The 16635-nt window shown below is 71.3% G+C and carries 19 protein-coding genes; 10 read left to right on the top strand and 9 right to left on the bottom strand.

Annotated elements, in window-relative coordinates:
- Positions 1 to 63: 63 nt before the first annotated feature.
- Together istB and istA are read right to left on the bottom strand one after the other, a co-directional pair.
- Positions 64 to 861, bottom strand: a complete 798-nt coding sequence (gene istB, locus ASG88_RS17045) for an IS21-like element helper ATPase IstB (RefSeq protein WP_056888612.1) — start codon at positions 859 to 861, stop codon at positions 64 to 66.
- A complete protein-coding gene (gene istA, locus ASG88_RS17040; protein ID WP_200956480.1) occupies positions 861 to 2144 on the bottom strand; it encodes an IS21 family transposase in 1284 nt (427 codons plus the stop codon). Before istA ends, istB begins: the two co-directional genes overlap by 1 nt.
- Before the next feature lie 292 nt (positions 2145 to 2436).
- Between istA and ASG88_RS17035 the strand changes: the two genes are divergently transcribed.
- Positions 2437 to 3033: a hypothetical protein gene (locus tag ASG88_RS17035; protein WP_157559795.1), complete on the top strand. Its 597-nt coding sequence runs from the start codon at positions 2437 to 2439 to the stop codon at positions 3031 to 3033.
- Here the strand turns inward: ASG88_RS17035 and ASG88_RS24235 are convergent.
- From ASG88_RS24235 to ASG88_RS17020, 4 genes are all read right to left on the bottom strand, one after another.
- Positions 3004 to 3513, bottom strand: a complete 510-nt coding sequence (locus ASG88_RS24235; RefSeq protein ID WP_082600595.1) for a recombinase family protein — start codon at positions 3511 to 3513, stop codon at positions 3004 to 3006. The two genes, ASG88_RS17035 and ASG88_RS24235, sit on opposite strands and share 30 nt — an antisense overlap.
- A 482-nt stretch (positions 3514 to 3995) precedes the next feature.
- On the bottom strand, positions 3996 to 4706 hold the full coding sequence (locus ASG88_RS17030) for a hypothetical protein (RefSeq protein WP_056888610.1): 711 nt from the start codon (positions 4704 to 4706) through the stop codon (positions 3996 to 3998).
- Positions 4707 to 4710: 4 nt separating this feature from the next.
- Positions 4711 to 5217 carry a SigE family RNA polymerase sigma factor gene (locus tag ASG88_RS17025; protein WP_056888609.1) on the bottom strand — a complete coding sequence of 169 codons (507 nt, stop codon included), beginning with the start codon at positions 5215 to 5217 and terminating at the stop codon, positions 4711 to 4713.
- Positions 5218 to 5329: 112 nt separating this feature from the next.
- Positions 5330 to 5893, bottom strand: coding sequence for a GNAT family N-acetyltransferase (locus tag ASG88_RS17020; protein ID WP_056888608.1), 564 nt, complete (start codon positions 5891 to 5893; stop codon positions 5330 to 5332).
- A gap of 131 nt (positions 5894 to 6024) precedes the next feature.
- On the opposite strand from ASG88_RS17020, the gene ASG88_RS23355 reads away from it, so the two are divergent.
- Both ASG88_RS23355 and ASG88_RS17015 read left to right on the top strand, forming a co-directional pair.
- Positions 6025 to 6198, top strand: coding sequence for a DUF5302 domain-containing protein (locus ASG88_RS23355; RefSeq protein WP_159083583.1), 174 nt, complete (start codon positions 6025 to 6027; stop codon positions 6196 to 6198).
- Positions 6199 to 6283: 85 nt separating this feature from the next.
- The gene (locus ASG88_RS17015) at positions 6284 to 7351 is read left to right on the top strand and encodes a MaoC family dehydratase (protein WP_056888607.1); all 1068 of its coding nucleotides are present in this window, start codon (positions 6284 to 6286) and stop codon (positions 7349 to 7351) included.
- Here the strand turns inward: ASG88_RS17015 and ASG88_RS17010 are convergent.
- Positions 7327 to 8559 (bottom strand): MFS transporter, encoded by a 1233-nt coding sequence (locus ASG88_RS17010; RefSeq protein ID WP_082600592.1) that lies wholly within the window; start codon positions 8557 to 8559, stop codon positions 7327 to 7329. The two genes, ASG88_RS17015 and ASG88_RS17010, sit on opposite strands and share 25 nt — an antisense overlap.
- A gap of 46 nt (positions 8560 to 8605) precedes the next feature.
- Between ASG88_RS17010 and ASG88_RS17005 the strand changes: the two genes are divergently transcribed.
- From ASG88_RS17005 to ASG88_RS16995, 3 genes are read left to right on the top strand one after another with little or no spacing between them, the layout of a single operon-like run.
- Positions 8606 to 9184 (top strand): histidine phosphatase family protein, encoded by a 579-nt coding sequence (locus ASG88_RS17005; protein WP_056888606.1) that lies wholly within the window; start codon positions 8606 to 8608, stop codon positions 9182 to 9184.
- 31 nt (positions 9185 to 9215) lie between these two features.
- Positions 9216 to 9860, top strand: coding sequence for a DUF6758 family protein (locus ASG88_RS17000; RefSeq protein ID WP_235534897.1), 645 nt, complete (start codon positions 9216 to 9218; stop codon positions 9858 to 9860).
- A 45-nt stretch (positions 9861 to 9905) separates the two neighbouring features.
- A complete protein-coding gene (locus tag ASG88_RS16995) occupies positions 9906 to 10778 on the top strand; it encodes a PHP domain-containing protein (protein ID WP_056888605.1) in 873 nt (290 codons plus the stop codon).
- Between the two features lie 38 nt (positions 10779 to 10816).
- Here ASG88_RS16995 and ASG88_RS16990 read toward each other — a convergent pair whose 3' ends face one another.
- Entirely contained in the window at positions 10817 to 11626 is an 810-nt protein-coding gene (locus ASG88_RS16990; protein ID WP_082600590.1) for an SDR family NAD(P)-dependent oxidoreductase, read from the bottom strand.
- Between the two features lie 60 nt (positions 11627 to 11686).
- Here ASG88_RS16990 and ASG88_RS16985 point away from each other — a divergent pair, with 60 nt between their 5' ends.
- The 3 genes from ASG88_RS16985 (at position 11687) to ASG88_RS16975 (ending at position 14125) form a co-directional block, all read left to right on the top strand.
- Positions 11687 to 12529 carry a ParA family protein gene (locus ASG88_RS16985; RefSeq protein WP_056888604.1) on the top strand — a complete coding sequence of 281 codons (843 nt, stop codon included), beginning with the start codon at positions 11687 to 11689 and terminating at the stop codon, positions 12527 to 12529.
- Between the two features lie 4 nt (positions 12530 to 12533).
- Entirely contained in the window at positions 12534 to 13202 is a 669-nt protein-coding gene (locus ASG88_RS16980; RefSeq protein WP_056888603.1) for a L,D-transpeptidase, read from the top strand.
- 62 nt (positions 13203 to 13264) lie between these two features.
- Positions 13265 to 14125, top strand: a complete 861-nt coding sequence (locus tag ASG88_RS16975; protein ID WP_056888602.1) for a hypothetical protein — start codon at positions 13265 to 13267, stop codon at positions 14123 to 14125.
- A gap of 84 nt (positions 14126 to 14209) precedes the next feature.
- Here the strand turns inward: ASG88_RS16975 and ASG88_RS16970 are convergent, their stop codons facing one another.
- Positions 14210 to 15688, bottom strand: a complete 1479-nt coding sequence (locus ASG88_RS16970; protein WP_056888601.1) for a DEAD/DEAH box helicase — start codon at positions 15686 to 15688, stop codon at positions 14210 to 14212.
- A gap of 201 nt (positions 15689 to 15889) precedes the next feature.
- Here ASG88_RS16970 and ASG88_RS16965 point away from each other — a divergent pair, with 201 nt between their 5' ends.
- Positions 15890 to 16615, top strand: a complete 726-nt coding sequence (locus ASG88_RS16965) for a ferritin-like fold-containing protein (RefSeq protein ID WP_056888600.1) — start codon at positions 15890 to 15892, stop codon at positions 16613 to 16615.
- The last annotated feature ends 20 nt before the right edge of the window (positions 16616 to 16635 follow it).

Raw genomic sequence — 16635 nt, 5'->3', positions numbered from 1 at the left:
CTGTCAACGACGGCTGAAAATGAACCCCTTAGCGTCGGTTGAAAACGGACCCCTCTGCGGTTGTTAGTTGGTGTCGATCTTGGCCGCCGGGATGCGGCCCAGGTTGTGGTTCTTGAGTCGGTAGGAGTCGCCCTTCAACGCGATCACGTCGGCGTGGTGGACGAGTCGGTCGATCATGGCGGCAGCGACGGTGTCGTCGCCGAAGACCTCGCCCCAGCGTCCGAACTCCTTGTTGGACGTGACGATGAGGCTGGCTCTCTCGTAGCGCGATGAGACGAGCTGGAAGAACAGGTTCGCCGCTTCGTGTTCGAAGGGGATGTAGCCGACCTCGTCGACGACAAGCAGCGGGTAGCGGGCCAGGCGCCGCAGCTCGTCCTGCAACCGCCCAGCGGCGTGGTGCTCTGCGAGCCGGTCGACCCACTCGGCGGCGGTCGCGAACAGAACCCGGTGCCCGGCCTGGCAGGCCCGGATCGCGATCCCGGTCGCCAGGTGGGTCTTCCCGGTCCCGGGCGGGCCGAGGAAGACCACGTTCTGTTTGCCGACGATGAAGTCCAAGGTCCCCAGGTGCGCGATCAGGTCACGTTTCAGCCCGCGGGCGTGAGTGAAGTCGAACTCCTCGATCGACTTCCTTCCAGGGAACCGCGCGGCCCGGATCCGGCCCTCGCCACCGTGGGACTCGCGTGCCGACACCTCTCGTTGCAGGCACGCGGCGAGGAACTCCTCATGGGTCCACGACTCAGCCCTGGCGCGCTCGGCCAACCGCGGAACCGCTTCGCGCAGCGTCGGTGCCTTCAACGCCCTCGTCAGGAACGCCAACTCACTGTCGGTGTCACGACCGGTGCTGTTCTTCGTCGCGGCCATCAGGCGACCTCCTCATCAGTCATCGCTGCGGCGAGCGCTCCGGTGAGGGGTGCGGTGAGTGCGGTGGTGCCGAAGACGGTGTCGTAGACGCTTAAGTCGCGGGCCTCGACGACGACACCCTCGGGTGCCGCAGGTCGGTCCTTTACCGCTCTGGCGCGGTGCGCAAGCTCGAGTGCCTTCTGTCGGTGGGCGGGATCGGTGATGGTCTGGTGCCGGGCCCAACAGCGAGGATGCGTGCCGACAACAGCGCCAGCGCAGGTGATCGTGACCGTCGTGAGGTCAGCAACGACGTCGACGAACCTGCCGACCACGCCCGGGTCGACGGAGTAGTCGTTCGACGCCAACCGGACGTAGTGGTCGCGGGGCAGCCGCACCCGGGTCCGCCACCCGATCGCTGGTGGGGCCGGCGGCAACCCGAGCATCGCGTCACGATCGGTTGCCCACCGCATGGTCGGGGCACACCCGATCCGACGCGAGTGCCGGGCGTTGGCCCGTTCGAGGAAGCCGCCCATCTGGGCGTTGAAGTCGCCCGGGCCGGTGAACGACCTGCCGGGCAAGAAGGAGGTCTCGAAGTAGCCGTTGTTGCGCTCGGTCAGCCCCTTGGCTTCCGGGTCCCTGGGCCGGCACAGATGCACCCCGATACCGAGGCTGCCGCGGAAGGCCTCGAACTCCTCAGTCAGCGTCGGCTTCCCGCGACGCCAGCACCCGACCGCGCCCTCGTTGTCCCACACCAGCTGCCGTGGGACCGCGCCCATCGCGTCGAGGAGCTGCCAGTGCCCGACGATCAGGTCCGGAGCCGTGCGCGAGGCGATCATCGTCGCCCACCGCATCCGGGAGTAGCCCGAGGTCATCACCAGCACGGGCGGTGAGCCCTCCTGGCCGGCACCCAACGGAACCGACGCGGGTGGGAACCACAGGTCGCACTGCACCCGATGCCCCGGGTCGTACTCGGTGCGCGAAGCCGGATCCGGCGGCACGTAGTAGGGCCGCAGCTCACGCACACGGTCCTTCAGCACCGTCAGCCCGTGCTGCCAGCCGATCCGCTCCGCGATCACCGTCGCCGGCATCGTCGGCGTCACCCGCAGCAGCTCCCGGACCTGTTCCTCGACCTCGTCGACCACCGACCCCTTCGGCGCCCGCTCGTATGTCGGCGGCGAGTCGCTGGCCAACGCGCGACGCACCGCGTTACGAGACACACCCGTCGCCCGCACGATCGCCTTGATGGCCATCCCCTCCGCCGTATGCAGCCGACGGATCTCAGCCCAGTCCTCCACTGTCATCACCCTCCACAGGGTCATGCAGGGGGTCCGTTTTCAACCGTCGATTAGGGGTCAGTTTTCACGCGTCGTCGACACTCTCAGCCCAGTCCTCCACTGTCATCACCCTCCACAGGGTCATGCAGGGGGTCCGTTTTCAACCGTCGATTAGGGGTCAGTTTTCACGCGTCGTCGACACGCCCGAGCTGGGGCGGACTTCGGCGACCGTCGTGAGGGTGGACTGCGGTTTTCGAGTGCGACACAGCGCGCCCTCAATGAGGCGGCGGGTACGACTGTGCTGGCGCACCGGCATGGCCTGATGACCTTCGAGACCTACCCTGCCCCGCAGTTCGCTGCCTTCAGCGCCCACGGGTACGCGCCACCGGTGCGCGAACGCCTCCTGGCTGCCCTGAGAAGTGAGGCGGCGCTAGTACCTATGCGACGCAGCGAACACCTGGCGTACACCCTTTACGGCTCAGCGTTCTTCGTCGAGGTGTCGGCGGAAGCGCGGTTCATAATGCTGATGATGGCGTTCGAATCACTAATGAAACAGGAGCGGAGGACGCCGGAGGCGCGCGCGCGTGTGGACGGCTTCGTACACGAGATTCAGACGGTAGATGACCTCTCCGTCGAAGAGCAGCAGGCACTTGTTGCAGCCCTGCAGCTGTTGAAGCGCGAGTCACTCAGCCAGGCTGGCAGGCGCCTTGCTGCGACGTTGGATGACCGCACGTACGCGGACATGTCCGCTCGGGAATTTTTCACGGTCGTATACGGACTAAGAGGTCGGCTGGTGCACCCAAGTGGCGCAGGCGTGAACGTCGTCGAGGTTGAAGCACTCATCGGTCCCCTCCAAGACTTCGTGGGCGATCTGCTCGCCGGACCTGGGCTAAGGGCCGAAACTGTGGGTCGCCCGTAGGACGGGCCCTTGACTTGAGGTAGCAACAAGACTCGGAAGGGTCTGAGAGGGGTTCGGACCGCCTGATGGGAGTGCGACACACCCCCATCCGGCGGGCCGATGCCCGGCAATCTTGCGTGACTTCCGGCGCCCGATCTTGGCGGACTCGTTCGTAGTGAATGCACCGATTATGCGGGCCATCATCAGTTCGTCGACGGTAGAGATGTCGTTGTCCCCGATGGCGAACCGCACCTGGGTCACGTTTGCGGCGCTGACGGATCTGTAGATGTGCTCCAACTCCGCAGGGCGGCGGGTGAGTCGGTCGATGTTGTAGACCACGATGGCGTGGATCTGACCTCGGCCAGGTCGGCTAACAGTCGCCCGTACTCGGGCGTCGCTCCGATGGCACCCGAGCCGGAGTCGAGCACCAGTTTCCGACTGCCACGCCCTCCCCGCCGACCTGGGATAAAAGGCCGCGAGCGAGTATGTCGACCGCGACATCTTCGCCTACAGCGGCGGCTATTGGAGATCCGGCCGTAGGTGGCGACTCGCATGGGAGTTGTGGTCTCGAGACCATATTGACGACGGGCCGACAACCTGGCGCCGTTGTGTCGAAGGCACCACCGGTTGAAGGTCCCGTGGGCGGTGGTGGCGATACGCGATGACCGAACCTGGCGTCTTCATCTGGACCAGCCCACTCGGCAACACCTCCCTCCGTGACCACGCCGGCAGCCGACCGATCGGCCGTGCCTGGCCCGATTCCGGGGCCGACGACATGACCGACCACCCCTAGTCGCACCCGCCGGACCTCTGACCACCACGCCCCGGACCCCGCCACAGTGACACCAGCGGGGCCACAGGCATGCCTGGGACAGCTCACCTCGCCCCCTGAGCGCTGGTGGGCCGAGCCCAGCTCAGCGCACGTGGCCCCTCAGGGTCAGCGCACAGCACGTCCCTGAGTGCTGGTGGGCGGAAGCCCCAGGTCAGCGCACGAGGCCCACCAGCTCCAACGACTGCTTGCTCTGCCCGTCGTCCGTCTGCTCCTCGCTGGCCAGGGTGACGTCCAGCTCGAGCTGCAGGACCGGGGTCGGGTCGCACGAGGCCCGGGTGACCCGCAGCGTGCCGGTGCTGGGCGAGGAGCTGGCGACCTCGTTGCCGTCGGGGCCGCCCTCCGTGTCCGCGATGAAGACGGTCAGGGGCAGCTCCTCGGAGGAGCCGTCGGCGCTCTCGATCGGCAGCGTGAACGTGCGCGGTCGCTGCAGCTTCTCGACGGCCGCCTCGATCAGCACGAACGGCTGGGTCACCCGCTCCCCGTCGATGAGCATCGGGCTGGAGAGGTAGACCCTGCTCAGGTCACCGGAGCCGGAACCGGAACCTGCCGTCCCGGGCGGGTCGCAGCTGATCGTCAGGTCCGTGAACTCGTACGTGGACCCGTCGGGTCGCGTCATCACCAAGGGTGCCGGCGGCGGATCGACCGCCACGACGCTGTTGCGCCCGTCGTCGGAGCCGCCCATCGACACCGCGGTGTAGCCCCCGACGGCGGCCACGACGACCGCGGTGCCGGCAGCGACGCCGATCCGCCGGCGTCGGCGACGTGCACCCATCCGCTTCTCGACCCTGTCGAACGCGTCCTGAGGCGCACGCAACGAGGAGTCGAGCCGCTCGTAGCCGTCCCTGATCTGTTCCTCGGTCATCGGGTCATCCCTCTCGTGTGGTCATCAGGCCGCGGCCGCGTGCGTGCTCGCGCAGGCGCTCGGTGCCCCGGGACAGCTGGCTCTTGACGGTTCCCTCCGAGCAGCCCATCCGCTCGGCGATCCCCCGGACGTCGAGGTCCTCGACGTACCGCAGGGCCAGCGCCGTGCGCTGCCGTGGGGAGAGCGTGGCCAGCGCGTCGACGAGCCACGGCTCCATCCCGTCGAGGTCTACGACGGGCACGGCCACCTCGGGTCCGGCGGTGGAGCGGGGCAGCTCCCGGCGCAGCCGCCGGATCCGGTCGATGTTGAGCCGGACCATCACCGTCCGGGCATAGGCCGCCGGCGTGTCGTACGACGTCCGTTCCCACCGCTCGCCCATCCGCGCCAACGTCTCCTGGGTGAGGTCCCACGCGTCGTGCGGATCGGCCGTCAGCGCGTGGGCGAAACCCAGCAGCGGTCGGACCTGCACCGCGACGAACTCTGCGAAGTCGGCTCTCGTGGAGTCGTCCACCCCGTCTGCTCCGTTCCTGGTCGCCACCCGTCCACCTACGCCCTCTTGACGAGGGGTGCCCCGAAAAGGTTGAGGGCAGTCCCGGGTCGGCCCGGTACCGAGCAGGGAGGGGCTAGGAGGTCCGCGCGCGCCACTCCTCGTCGAGCAGCGCGTACTCCACCTCGTCCAGCCACCCGAGCTCCCGGTGCCACAGCGCCCGGACCGCATGGCGCTCCTTGCGCATCCCCGCCCGCTCGAGCACGGTGACCGACGCGATGTTGTCGGCGTTCGCCCCCGCCGTGACCCGACGCAGGCCGAGCCCGTCGAAGGCCGCGCGGAGGAGGGCACGAGCGGTCGCCGTACCGATGCCCTGACCGGCGACGCGCGGGTCGACGATGTAGCCGATCAGCCCGTCCGTCCCGGTGGGGTGACCGGGCTGGCCGGAGCCGTCCACGACGTCCAGGAAGCCCATCGCCACGACGTCACCGTCGCGGTCGACCACACAGGAGTACTCCGTCGGGTTGTCGGTCATCGAGAGCCAGTCGCGGCGCAGCTCATCGGGGTCGACGTGGGTGTGCACCATGAAGTGGTTGACGCTCGCGTCGTTGCGGAAGGACTGCAACGCGGCGATGTCGGACTCGACGGGGTCGCGGAAGAGCAGCCCGTCCTGCTGCAGGGGCCAGGGGCTTCGAGACATGGGTGCGAGCGTCACAGTCCTGCACCGCCCGCGGCAACCGGGTTTCGACCACTCACGACGCCGACGCCCACGAAATACCTCGACCCGTGCGGAGTCGACTGGCAGGGTGGGGGCCTGACCAAGGAGGACGGATGGCGAACGAAGACCTCAAGGCCAAGATGCGCGAGGCGCTCGACAAGAAGAACACCAAGGAGAAGGGCGTCCACCAGGACGGCCCGGTCCAGGAGAAGGCCCACGGGGCCGAGGTCGAAGGCGGCGCCGCACCCAAGGTGCACCGCCGCAAGGCCGGTGGCGGCGGGACCTGAGTCACCCGCCCCGACCAGCAGCACGTGACCAGCACCACGTGTGCACCCGCGTCCGTCAGGGCGCGGGTGCGGCACGATACGGGCCATGAGCGCGAGCGAGGCCACCGACGGCACGGCCACCAGCAAGACCGACGCCGGCAACTTCTTCGAGGACTTCACCGTCGGCCAGGTGATCGAGCACGCGACACCGCGGACGATCACCGAGGGCGACCGGGCGCTGTACGGCGCGCTCTACCCGAGCCGGTTCGCGATCGCGTCGAGCGCCGAGTTCGCCGCCGCGTGCGGCCTCTCGCCCGCCCCGGTCGAGGAGCTCATCGCCTTCCACGTCGCCTTCGGCAAGACCGTCCCCGACATCTCGCTCAACGCGGTGGCCAACCTCGGCTACGCCGAGTGCCGCTTCCACCAGCCGGTGGTGCCGGGCGACACCCTGCGCACCCGCTCGGAGGTCATCGGCCTCAAGCAGAACTCCAACGGCCGCACGGGCGTCGTCCACGTCCGCTCCACGGCGACCAACCAGCGCGGGGAGACCGCCCTCGACTGGTGCCGCTGGGTGATGGTCCACAAGCGCGACGTGGACGCCCCGGCCCCGGAGACCGTGGTCCCCGAGCTCGCCGCGGCAGTGGCCGTCGACGACCTGGTCATCCCCGCCGGCCTCGACCTCACGTCGTACGACTTCATGGCGGCGGGGGAGCCGCACCGCCTCGGCGACTACGCGATCGGCGAGAAGATCGACCACCTCGACGGCGTCACCCTCACCGACCCCGAGCACATGATGGCCACGCGGCTCTGGCAGAACACCGCCAAGGTGCACTTCAACACCGACGCCCGCCCCGACGGCCGCCGGTTGATCTACGGCGGCCACGTCATCTCGATGGCCCGCGCCCTGTCCTTCAACGGACTGGCCAACGCCCAGCTCATCGCCGCTATCAACGCCGGCTCGCACGTCGCCCCGGCCTTCGCGGGCGACACGGTCCACGCCTGGTCGGAGGTGCTCGACCGCGCCGAGACGTCCGCGCCCGGCGTCGGTGCGCTGCGCCTGCGCCTCGTGGCCACCCGCGGGCGGGACGCGTCGATGACGCTGCGCGGCGACGACGGGAAGTACGCCGAGGGCGTGCTGCTCGACCTCGACTACTGGACGCTCGTCCCCGTCTGAGCTCCCGGCGGGGCCCCGGGTCGGGTCCCCGGCTGCGTGGCGGCGTCCGTCGGCACCGGCGCGAAGTACGTCGCCAGCGGCCACACGAGCAGGATCAGGACGAGCGGCACGGCGAACCCGTACCGCAGGTTGTCGGCTCCCACGACCCCGGTCAGCACCGCACCGAGCAGACCGCCGACGTAGTTGAACTGGTTGAAGCGTCCGATCACCACGTCGACGCGTGCCTGGCGCAGCAGCGGGTCGTCGACCCCGTCGCCCGCGATCCGGGCGGCGGCCGAGAACGACAGCGGTGCGATGACCGCGGCCCCGAGCCCGAGCAGGGTGAAGCCCACCACGGCGACGGGCCACGTGGGCGCCGCGACGACGAGCAGGAGGGCGACGGCCGACACGACCGCGCCGGCCCGCAGCACGCGGACCGCGCCGTGGCGGCGTACGAGCCCGTCCCCGGCCATGCGGGCCACCAGGGACGCGATCAGGTAGGGGAACGTCGCCAGGGCCAGCAGCGACGTCGGGGTGGGGAAGGTGCGGTCGAGGTAGGTCGGTCCCCAGGTCGCCGCGGCCGTGTCGACCATGTAGAAGAGCACCATCGCCAGGCCGACCATCACGATCGGCCGCCACGGCACGGCAACGTCGTGGCTGACCGTGGGGGAGCCGACCCGGCGCAGGTACGGCGCCGCCACGGCCGCGAGCGGCACCACCGCGACCACGCCCAGGGCGGTCACCGGGACCCCCGGGGTGGCCAGCGTCAGACCCGCGCCGAGGATGCCGCCGAACGTCCACCCCGCGTGCATCGACGGCAGGACGGGACGCGCGAGCGCGTGCTCGACGGCCACCGCCTGCATGTTGGTGCTCGCGTCGACCAGGCCGAGCGCGACGCCGTACAACGCGAGCCCGAGCAGGAACACCGGCCAGACCTCGACGACCGTGAGCACCAGGGCCACCGCCATCAGGGCGAAGCCGGACCGCAGCAGCGTCGCGCTGTCGCGGCGCACTGCGAACCGCTCGGCCACCACCGACCCGAGGCCGGCCAGCAGCACCACCATCAGCAGCAGCCCGGACAGGCTCAGCTCGCCCAGCCCCCAACGCTCGGAGAAGAGCGGCAGGCGCGTGGTGGTGCTGATGAAGACGAAGCCCTGGCACCCGAAGGCCACCATCGCCGCCACCCGGCCGCGCGGCACGACGCCAGAGGTCGCGGCGCCGGAGTCCATGGCGCATGGTGGCACGCCCGGGCCCGGTTGGTGCCACACTCGGCGGATGAACGCTCACACCGCCTCGACGCAGGAGCTGTGGGTCATCCGCCACGGCGAGACCGAGTGGAGCAGGTCGGGACGCCACACGTCCACCACCGACCTGCCCCTCACCGAGCACGGCGTCGAGGTCGCCCGGGAGCTGGCGCCACGGCTGGCCGACGTCGACTTCGACCTCGTGCTCACCAGCCCCCGCCAGCGCGCCCGCACGACGGCCGAGCTGGTCGGACGCACCGAGGCGCAGGTCGACGACGACCTCGTCGAGTGGGCGTATGGCGACTACGAGGGCGTCACCACGGCCACCATCCGCGAGACCGTCCCCGGCTGGAGCGTCTGGACCGGTCCGGTCCCGGGAGGTGAGACCGCCGACGAGGTGTCGACCCGCCTCGACCGGGTGGTCGCGAAGGCCCGCGAGCACCGGGGTCGCACCCTCGTCTTCGGGCACGGCCACGCCCTCCGGGCCCTCACCGCGCGCTGGCTCGGGCTGCCCGTGGAGGCCGGCCGGCACTTCCGCCTGGACACCTCGACCCTGTCGGTGCTCGGCTGGGAGCGCGAGTCGCCGGTGATGCTGCGCTGGAACTCTTGACGCCCCCCGCGACCCACCGCCACCGTTGAGCATGCTCGACCCCCGATGTCCCCGGTGCCCGCGGCCCGTCGCCCGCGACGAGGCCGTGTGGGCGTGCCGGGACCACGGACCGGTGCCGCCGCTGTGGCGCCCGGCCGAGGCGTCGTACGACGCGTTCGTCGCCCACCTCGAGCGCTCCCGCGGCTTCCCGACCCTGCTGCCCTGGCCGCTCGGGCCGGGCTGGCACGTGAGCAGCTTCGGCGTGGTCGGCGAGCAGGACGGCGGCACCCACGCCACGGTGACCGTCTGCTCCGGCACCAGCGCGCTGGACGGGCCGGTGGACGTGCTGATCGTGAGCGAGGAGCCCGGCACCGGGGTCGGCAACCGCGTCGCCCGGCTGCCCGGGGACACCCCCGGCGAGCTCGGCGCCGACCCGCCGCTGGCCCGGGTGCGCGTCGAGCAGGTCTCGGTGCCCATGTGGCCGGTCTCCACGAGCAGCGCGCCGGCCAGCGCCCACGACGTCGAGCTCGACCGCTTCGTGCTGGTGGGTGAGGAGCGCGGCCGCTGGCTGTGGCTGGTCATCCGGCCGGCCTCCGCGATGCTGCTGCTCCGCGACGAGTGGATCCTCCGCGACGCCTCCGGGCTGGGGCCTCCGTTGGTGGAGGTCGCCTTCGGCGGTCCCGACCCGGGCTGGTGAGGCGACGATCCGTGCCCGGCGCCCGGGCGGTGCCAGACTGACCGGGTGCGCATCGACCTCCACACGCATTCCTCGGTCAGCGACGGCACGGACCGTCCCGCGGCCCTGGTGCACCGCGCGCACGAGGCGGGTCTCGACGTCGTGGCGATCACCGACCACGACACGGCCGAGAGCTGGGCAGAGGCCGAGCGGGCCGCCGCCGAGGTCGGCATCACGCTGGTCCGCGGGATGGAGATCAGCACCCGACTGGGGCACGCGAGCGTGCACCTGCTCGCCTACCTCCCCGACCCGACGTACCCGCCCCTGGCCCGCGCCCTCGCCGACATCCTCGACGGCCGCAACGACCGGGTGCCGGCGATCTGCGCCAAGCTGCAGGCGCGCGGGGTCCAGGTCACCGAGCACGACGTACGCCGCCGCGCGGGGGACGCCGCGGCGACGGGTCGCCCGCACGTGGCCGACGCGATGATCGCCGCGGGGGTCGTGGCCACCCGCGAGGAGGCCTTCGCCACCTGGCTCAACCCCGGCCGGCCCGCCTACATCGACCGGTACGCCGTCCCGCTCGAGGAGGCCATCGGCCTCGTCGCCGGTGCCGGGGGCGTGAGCGTGGTCGCCCACCCGTGGGGTCGCTCGCGGGTGCTCACGCCCGACCACCTCGAGAGGCTGGCCGGGCTCGGTCTCGCCGGGATCGAGGTCGACCACCAGGACCACTCCGGGGCGGTCCGCGCCGAGCTCCGCGGCCTGGCCGAGGACCTCGACCTGGTCCCGACCGGCTCCAGCGACCACCACGGCCTGGGCAAGGTCGACCACGACCTGGGGTGCAACACCACGCCGCCGGAGCAGCTCGAGCGGCTGCTGCAGCGGGCGGGTGACGCCGCGGCGGCGAGCCGCCGGGCGACCCCGGCCCTGCTCGTCCCCTGACGGCCCCGCCGGCCCCTCGACCAGCCGACTGGCCGGCCCTACCTCCGCCCGATCGACTGGAAGCGCTGGAGCACCCCGGACGGGATGGCCCGCGTCAGCGCCACGACGGTCTTGTACTGCGCGCCGGGGACGGAGAACACCCGCCCCTTCGCGTGGTCGGCCAGGGCCTTCTCCACCAGGAACTCCACGTCGAGCCACATGAAGTTGTCGCCCCGCTTCACCTGCATCCGCTCGTGGAACTCGGTCTTGGTGAAGCCCGGGCACAGCGCGGTGACCGTCACCCCGGCGGCGCGGTACTCGTGGGCCGCCCACTCGCTGAAGCTGTTGACCCACGCCTTGGCCGCGGAATAGCTGCCACGCGGCAGGAACGCCGCCACCGACGAGACGTTGATGATGCCGCCGTGGCCGCGCTCGGTCATCGCCCCGAGCGCTGCGTGCGACAACCGGAGCACCGCGGTCACGAGCACCTGCAGCATCGCGACCTCGTCCTCGACGGGGTTGTCGAGGAAGCGCTTCTTGAGCCCGAAGCCCGCGTTGTTGACCAGCAGGTCCACCGGCCGCTCGCGGTCCGCCACCCGCTCCTCGACCCGGGCCAGGTCGTCGGCGACGACCAGGTCGGCCCGCAGCACCTCGACCTCGACGCCGGAGGCGGCCCGGAGCTCGGCGGCCACGGACTGCAGGCGCGGCTCGTCGCGGGCCACCAGCACGAGGTCGTGGCCCGAGCGGGCGAGCTGGCGGGCGAACTCCAGCCCGATCCCGGCGGTCGCCCCGGTGACGAGCGCCGTGGGACGCGGGGACGGGGACGGGCCGGTGGGGCCGGACGGGGTGGGCGCAGTGGGGGAAGACATGCGCCCAGCATTCAGGTGTCGCCGCAACCGGGGCAACCGGGTCGGGCATGATGTGCAGCGATGACCACCACACTCGCGATCGCCAACCAGAAGGGCGGCGTCGCCAAGACCACCTCCGTCGCCTCCATCGGCGCGGCGCTCGCCGAGCTGGGCCACTCGGTGCTCCTCGTCGACCTCGACCCGCAGGCGTGCCTGACCTTCTCGCTGGGCATCGACCCCGAGGACCTCGAGATCTCGGTCCACCACGTCCTGACCAAGGGGGTCGACCCCTCGGAGGTCATCCTCGAGACCGAGGACGGCGTCGACCTCCTCCCGGCCACCATCGAGCTCGCCCGCGCCGAGGCCGACCTCCTCACCCGCACCGGTCGCGAGCACGTCATCAAGGGCGTCGTCGAGCAGCTGGCCGAGGACGACGCGGGCTACGACTGGATCCTGCTCGACTGCCCGCCCTCGCTGGGGGTGCTGACCGTCGCCGCCCTGACCGCCGCGGACGGCGTGCTCATCCCGCTGCAGTGCGAGACGCTGTCCCACCGCGGCGTCGGGCAGCTGCTGGACACGGTCCACGACGTACGCCGCTTCACCAACCGCGGGCTCGAGGTGTGGGGCGTCCTGCCGACGTTGTACGACGGACGCACCAACCACGCGCGCACCGTCCTGGAGACGATCAGCGAGACCTACGACCTCGAGGTCGTCGAGCCGCCGATCCCCAAGACGATCAAGTTCGCCGAGGCGCCCGCCGCCGGCCGCTCGATCCTCGCCACCAGCCGCAGCAACAAGGGTGCGCAGGCCTACCGCGAGGTGGCCGCCAACCTGGTCACCCGCTCCCAGCGGCCCAAGGCCAAGAAGGCGAAGAAGATCGCCCGCAAGGCAGCCCCCACGAGCACCGCCCGGGCCAAGGCCTGAGCCGGTGACCCGCCACCGGTCCGCACACCCGCGCTACGGCCGGATCGTGCTGGCCCTGGCCTCCTGCGTCGTCACCGCGGTCTCGGTGCTCGGGGGAGTGGGCGTGCTGCCGGTGGAGCGGGAGCCCGCCGCGGCCGCCGATCGCGCGGCCGGGGCCACGGCACCGGACGGCGGGACCGCCGTGCTGAGCGGGTCCACGACGACACCCGCCGCGCCCACCCCGACGACCCCCGCCCCGACACCGACCGTGGTGGCACCCGCCGTCGACCCGGCCGTGGTGCCGGCCGACTCCGGCATCGGTCGCCGCGTCGTCTTCAGCGAGGGCGCCCAGCGCGTCTGGCTGGTGGGCGCCGACGACGGCGTGCGGCGGACGTACCTCGTGAGCGGCAGCCTCACCGACAACCTCCAGCCCGGCAGCTACGAGGTCTGGTCACGCTCCCGGTGGGCCGTCGGCATCGACGACTCCGGCGTCATGGAGTACTTCGTCCGTTTCGCCCACGGGCAACGGGCCGCCATCGGCTTCCACTCCATCCCCACCAAGGACGACCAGCCCCTCCAGACCCGTGCGCAGCTCGGGACCCCCCAGTCCCACGGGTGCATCCGGCAGGCCATGCCGGACGCCGTGGCGATGTGGCGCTTCGCGTCCGCCGGCACCACCGTGGTCGTCGTCTGACCCGGTCTCAGGCCTCGGCGCCGATTTGGCGCCACGCCGAGGGCATTGCCTAGGGTGCCCGGATGCCTCCGACGACCAAGTCCTTTGTTGCCGCCGGCGTCCTGGCCCTCGGCCTGATCACCACGCCGGCCATCGCCACCGGCCCGGCCCACGCCGACACCTCGACGACCTCGACGACCAGCACCTCGACCAGCACGTCGACCACGACCGAGAGCCGCCCGCGCAACGGGTACGGCGTCCGGCTGACGACGTTCAACATCCTCAGCTCCGCGATGGCCCGTGGTGGCATCGACCGCGCCACCCGCGCGGCGCGCTGGGTGCAGGGGGAGGGCGCCACCGTCGCCGCCTTCCAGGAGGTCGCCAAGGACCAGCTGCGGCAGATGCAGAAGTCCATGCCCGGCTACAACTTCTTCCCGCGCCGCACGCTCGGCACCCGGGGCTCGGCCATCCAGATCGCCTTCAAGACCTCCGAGGTCAAGGTCATGGAGACCGGCCACGTCATGCGGCCGTTCCTCGGCTGGCAGCGCCCGATCCCCTACATGCGCTTCCGTGACCGCGACACCGGCCGCGGCTTCTGGGTGATGGCGATCCACAACGCCCCCGGCGGCCACGAGACCGAGCGCGACGTCTCCACCCGCAAGGAGATCGCGAAGATCAAGCAGATGCTGGGCAAGGACCGCCCTGTCTTCGTGATCGGCGACGTCAACGAGCGCTCGGAGTTCTGCTCCCACGTCGCCCGCGCCACCCCGCTCGTCTCGATGAACGGCGGCACCAAGAAGAAGCCCTGCCCGGTGCCCCGCTTCGGTGGCCCGGACTGGATGCTCGGCTCGGGTGCGGAGTTCTCCGGCTTCGCCAAGGTCTACAACGGCATCAGCGACCACCCGGCGCTGACCGCCAAGGCATGGGTCCCCTCCAAGAACTGACGCCCTCAGCAGACAAAGCAGCACACACGCAGAAGACCCGGCGCCATCGGCGCCGGGTCTTCGTGCGTGTGGATCAGGTGCGGGTCACTCGGAGGCGGGGGCCGCCGCGGAGTTGGCCGAGCCGCCCGAGCGGGTACGACGACGGCGGTTGCGGTTGCGGCCCTCGCCAGCGGGCTTGTCCGCGGCCTCGGTGGACGTCGCCGTCGTGGAGGCGGCGGTTGCGCCACCCTCGACGGGGGCGCCGTTGCGGGTGCGGCTGCGGCTGCGGCTCCGGTCGCGGTTGCGCGGGGCGCGGTCGCGGTCGCCCGACGGGGCGCGGTCCTCGCGCGGCTTGCGCTCCACCGGGGCCGCGTCGACGATGCGGCCCTTGGTGCCGGCCGGGATGCCCTGGTCCTGGAAGAGGTGCTCGGAGGTCGAGTAGGTCTCGGTCGGCTCCGGGAACGGCAGGTCGAGGACCTTGTTGATCATCTTCCAGCGAGCGATGTCCGGCCAGTCCACCAGCGTGATCGCGGTGCCGGTGGCCCCGGCGCGACCGGTGCGGCCGATGCGGTGGATGTAGGTCTTGTCGTCCTCGGGGCAGGTGTAGTTGACGACGTGCGAGACGCCGCGGACGTCGATGCCGCGGGCCGCGACGTCGGTGCACACCAGCACCTTGAGCTTGTCCTCGCGGAACTTGGCCAGGGCCTTCTCGCGGGCGATCTGCGCCATGTCGCCGTGCAGCGGGGCGGCCGCGAAGCCGCGCTCGGCCAGGTCGTCGGCGATCCGCTGCGCCTGGCGCTTGGTGCGGGTGAAGACGATCATCTTCTCGGCGTCGTCGGCCTGCAGGACGCGACCGATGATCTCCGGCTTGTCGAGGTCGTGCGCCAGGTAGATGAACTGGGCCGTGGCCGGCACGGTCGCGTTCTCGTACGACGACTCGGCACGGATGTTCATCGGGTGCCGCATGTGCCGGCGGGCCAGCGCCACGATCGCGGCGGGCATGGTGGCGGAGAAGAGCATCGTCTGCCGGGTCTCCGGCGTCATGCTCAGCAGCCGCTCCACGTCGGGGAGGAAGCCGAGGTCGAGCATCTCGTCGGCCTCGTCGAGCACCAGCGCGTGCACGTGGGACAGGTCGAGGGCGCGGCGGTTGGCCAGGTCGATGAGCCGGCCCGGGGTGCCCACCACGATGTCGACGCCGGAGGCGAGGGTGTCGAGCTGGGTGTCGTAGCCGACACCGCCGTAGACGGTGAGCACGCGCAGGCCGAGGTCGGCGCTGGCGAGGTGGAGGTCGTTGGAGACCTGGAGCGCGAGCTCGCGGGTCGGGGCCACGATCAGGGCCTGCGGCTTGCCCTGCGGCAGGTCGGCGTACGCCGGGTCGCTCATCGTGATGCTGCGCTGCATCACGGGGATGCCGAAGGCGAGGGTCTTGCCGGTGCCCGTGCGGGCCTGGCCGATGAGGTCGGTGCCCATCAGGGCGACCGAGAGGGTCATCTCCTGGATGGCGAAGGGGGTGGTGATGCCGGCGCGCTCGAGCGCGTCACAGATCCCGGGGAGCACCCCGAGGTCGCGGAAGGTCGTCGTCATGCGGGTTCGCTTTCGTCGATTCGAGTCCGTGGGAGCGGCGGACCGAAGAGGCAAGCCTGCCGCGCACATGCGTCGGCGCCGGGTCTGACCGGAGAGGTCCACCGGGGGGCGTGAGGCGGCAACTCGGCGTGGCGCGTGGCTGCTGCGCTCGGGCTCCGGCGTGGCGCTCGATGCGGCCACTGTATCCCCTAGGGTGCGGACATGACTGAATCCTCCGCCGCGGCAGCCGGCCCGGATGCCGGTGGGCCTCCCGTCGAAGCAGTCCACGACCCGGCCTACCACCAGGCGGTCATCGAGCTCCTCGGCGCGATCGCGTACGGCGAGCTGTCGGCGTTCGAGCGGCTCGCCGAGGACGCCAAGCTGGCCCCGACGCTGGCCGACAAGGTCGCGATCGGGCAGATGGCGGCGGCGGAGTTCGGCCACCTGACCCGGCTCCGGGAGCGGCTCGAGGCGCTGGGCGCGGACCCGTTCGCGGCGATGGAGACCTTCCAGCCGGGCTTCGACTCCTTCCACCGGCACACCGCGCCCTCCGACTGGTACGAGGGGCTCATCAAGGCCTACGTCGGCGACGGCCTGGCGGCCGACTTCTACCGCGAGATCGCGGCGTACCTCGACGAGGACACCCGCGACCTCATCATCAGCGCGCTCGACGACGCCGGCCACTCGGCGTTCGTCGTCGAGCGGGTCCGCCGGGGCATCGAGCAGGACCCCCGCCTCGGTGGTCGGCTGGCCCTGTGGGGCCGTCGGCTGATGGGCGAGGCGCTCACCCAGGCTCAGCGGGTGGCCGCCGAGCGGGACGCGCTGAGCGCCCTGCTGGCGGGGGGAGTGGACCGTCCCGGGCTCGACCTCGCGGCGCTGGGCCGGATGTTCGCCCGGCTCACCGAGCGGCACGCGCAGCGGATGGCCGACCTCGGCCTCGACTCCTGAGGCCCCGGCGCCCGACCCCT

The organism is Nocardioides sp. Soil777, assembly GCF_001428425.1.
Classification (GTDB): Bacteria; Actinomycetota; Actinomycetes; order Propionibacteriales; family Nocardioidaceae; genus Nocardioides; species Nocardioides terrigena.
The sequence above is the reverse complement of the archived record's forward strand: the minus strand, read 5'-3'. Positions and strand labels throughout refer to the sequence as shown.

Excerpts from the sequence above, each read along its gene's own strand:
- ASG88_RS16965 (WP_056888600.1), top strand. The coding sequence starts at position 15,890 with ATGACTGAATCCTCCGCCGCGGCAGCCGGCCCGGATGCCGGTGGGCCT.
- ASG88_RS17030 (WP_056888610.1), bottom strand. The coding sequence starts at position 4,706 with ATGACCGAGGAACAGATCAGGGACGGCTACGAGCGGCTCGACTCCTCG.
- ASG88_RS24235 (WP_082600595.1), bottom strand. The coding sequence starts at position 3,513 with ATGTCGCGGTCGACATACTCGCTCGCGGCCTTTTATCCCAGGTCGGCG.
- ASG88_RS16990 (WP_082600590.1), bottom strand. The coding sequence starts at position 11,626 with ATGTCTTCCCCCACTGCGCCCACCCCGTCCGGCCCCACCGGCCCGTCC.
- ASG88_RS17015 (WP_056888607.1), top strand. The coding sequence starts at position 6,284 with ATGAGCGCGAGCGAGGCCACCGACGGCACGGCCACCAGCAAGACCGAC.
- ASG88_RS16970 (WP_056888601.1), bottom strand. The coding sequence starts at position 15,688 with ATGACGACGACCTTCCGCGACCTCGGGGTGCTCCCCGGGATCTGTGAC.
- ASG88_RS17000 (WP_235534897.1), top strand. The coding sequence starts at position 9,216 with ATGCTCGACCCCCGATGTCCCCGGTGCCCGCGGCCCGTCGCCCGCGAC.
- ASG88_RS17020 (WP_056888608.1), bottom strand. The coding sequence starts at position 5,893 with ATGTCTCGAAGCCCCTGGCCCCTGCAGCAGGACGGGCTGCTCTTCCGC.
- ASG88_RS17005 (WP_056888606.1), top strand. The coding sequence starts at position 8,606 with ATGAACGCTCACACCGCCTCGACGCAGGAGCTGTGGGTCATCCGCCAC.
- ASG88_RS17035 (WP_157559795.1), top strand. The coding sequence starts at position 2,437 with ATGACCTTCGAGACCTACCCTGCCCCGCAGTTCGCTGCCTTCAGCGCC.
- ASG88_RS23355 (WP_159083583.1), top strand. The coding sequence starts at position 6,025 with ATGGCGAACGAAGACCTCAAGGCCAAGATGCGCGAGGCGCTCGACAAG.
- ASG88_RS17010 (WP_082600592.1), bottom strand. The coding sequence starts at position 8,559 with ATGGACTCCGGCGCCGCGACCTCTGGCGTCGTGCCGCGCGGCCGGGTG.
- ASG88_RS16985 (WP_056888604.1), top strand. The coding sequence starts at position 11,687 with ATGACCACCACACTCGCGATCGCCAACCAGAAGGGCGGCGTCGCCAAG.
- istB (WP_056888612.1), bottom strand. The coding sequence starts at position 861 with ATGGCCGCGACGAAGAACAGCACCGGTCGTGACACCGACAGTGAGTTG.
- ASG88_RS16975 (WP_056888602.1), top strand. The coding sequence starts at position 13,265 with ATGCCTCCGACGACCAAGTCCTTTGTTGCCGCCGGCGTCCTGGCCCTC.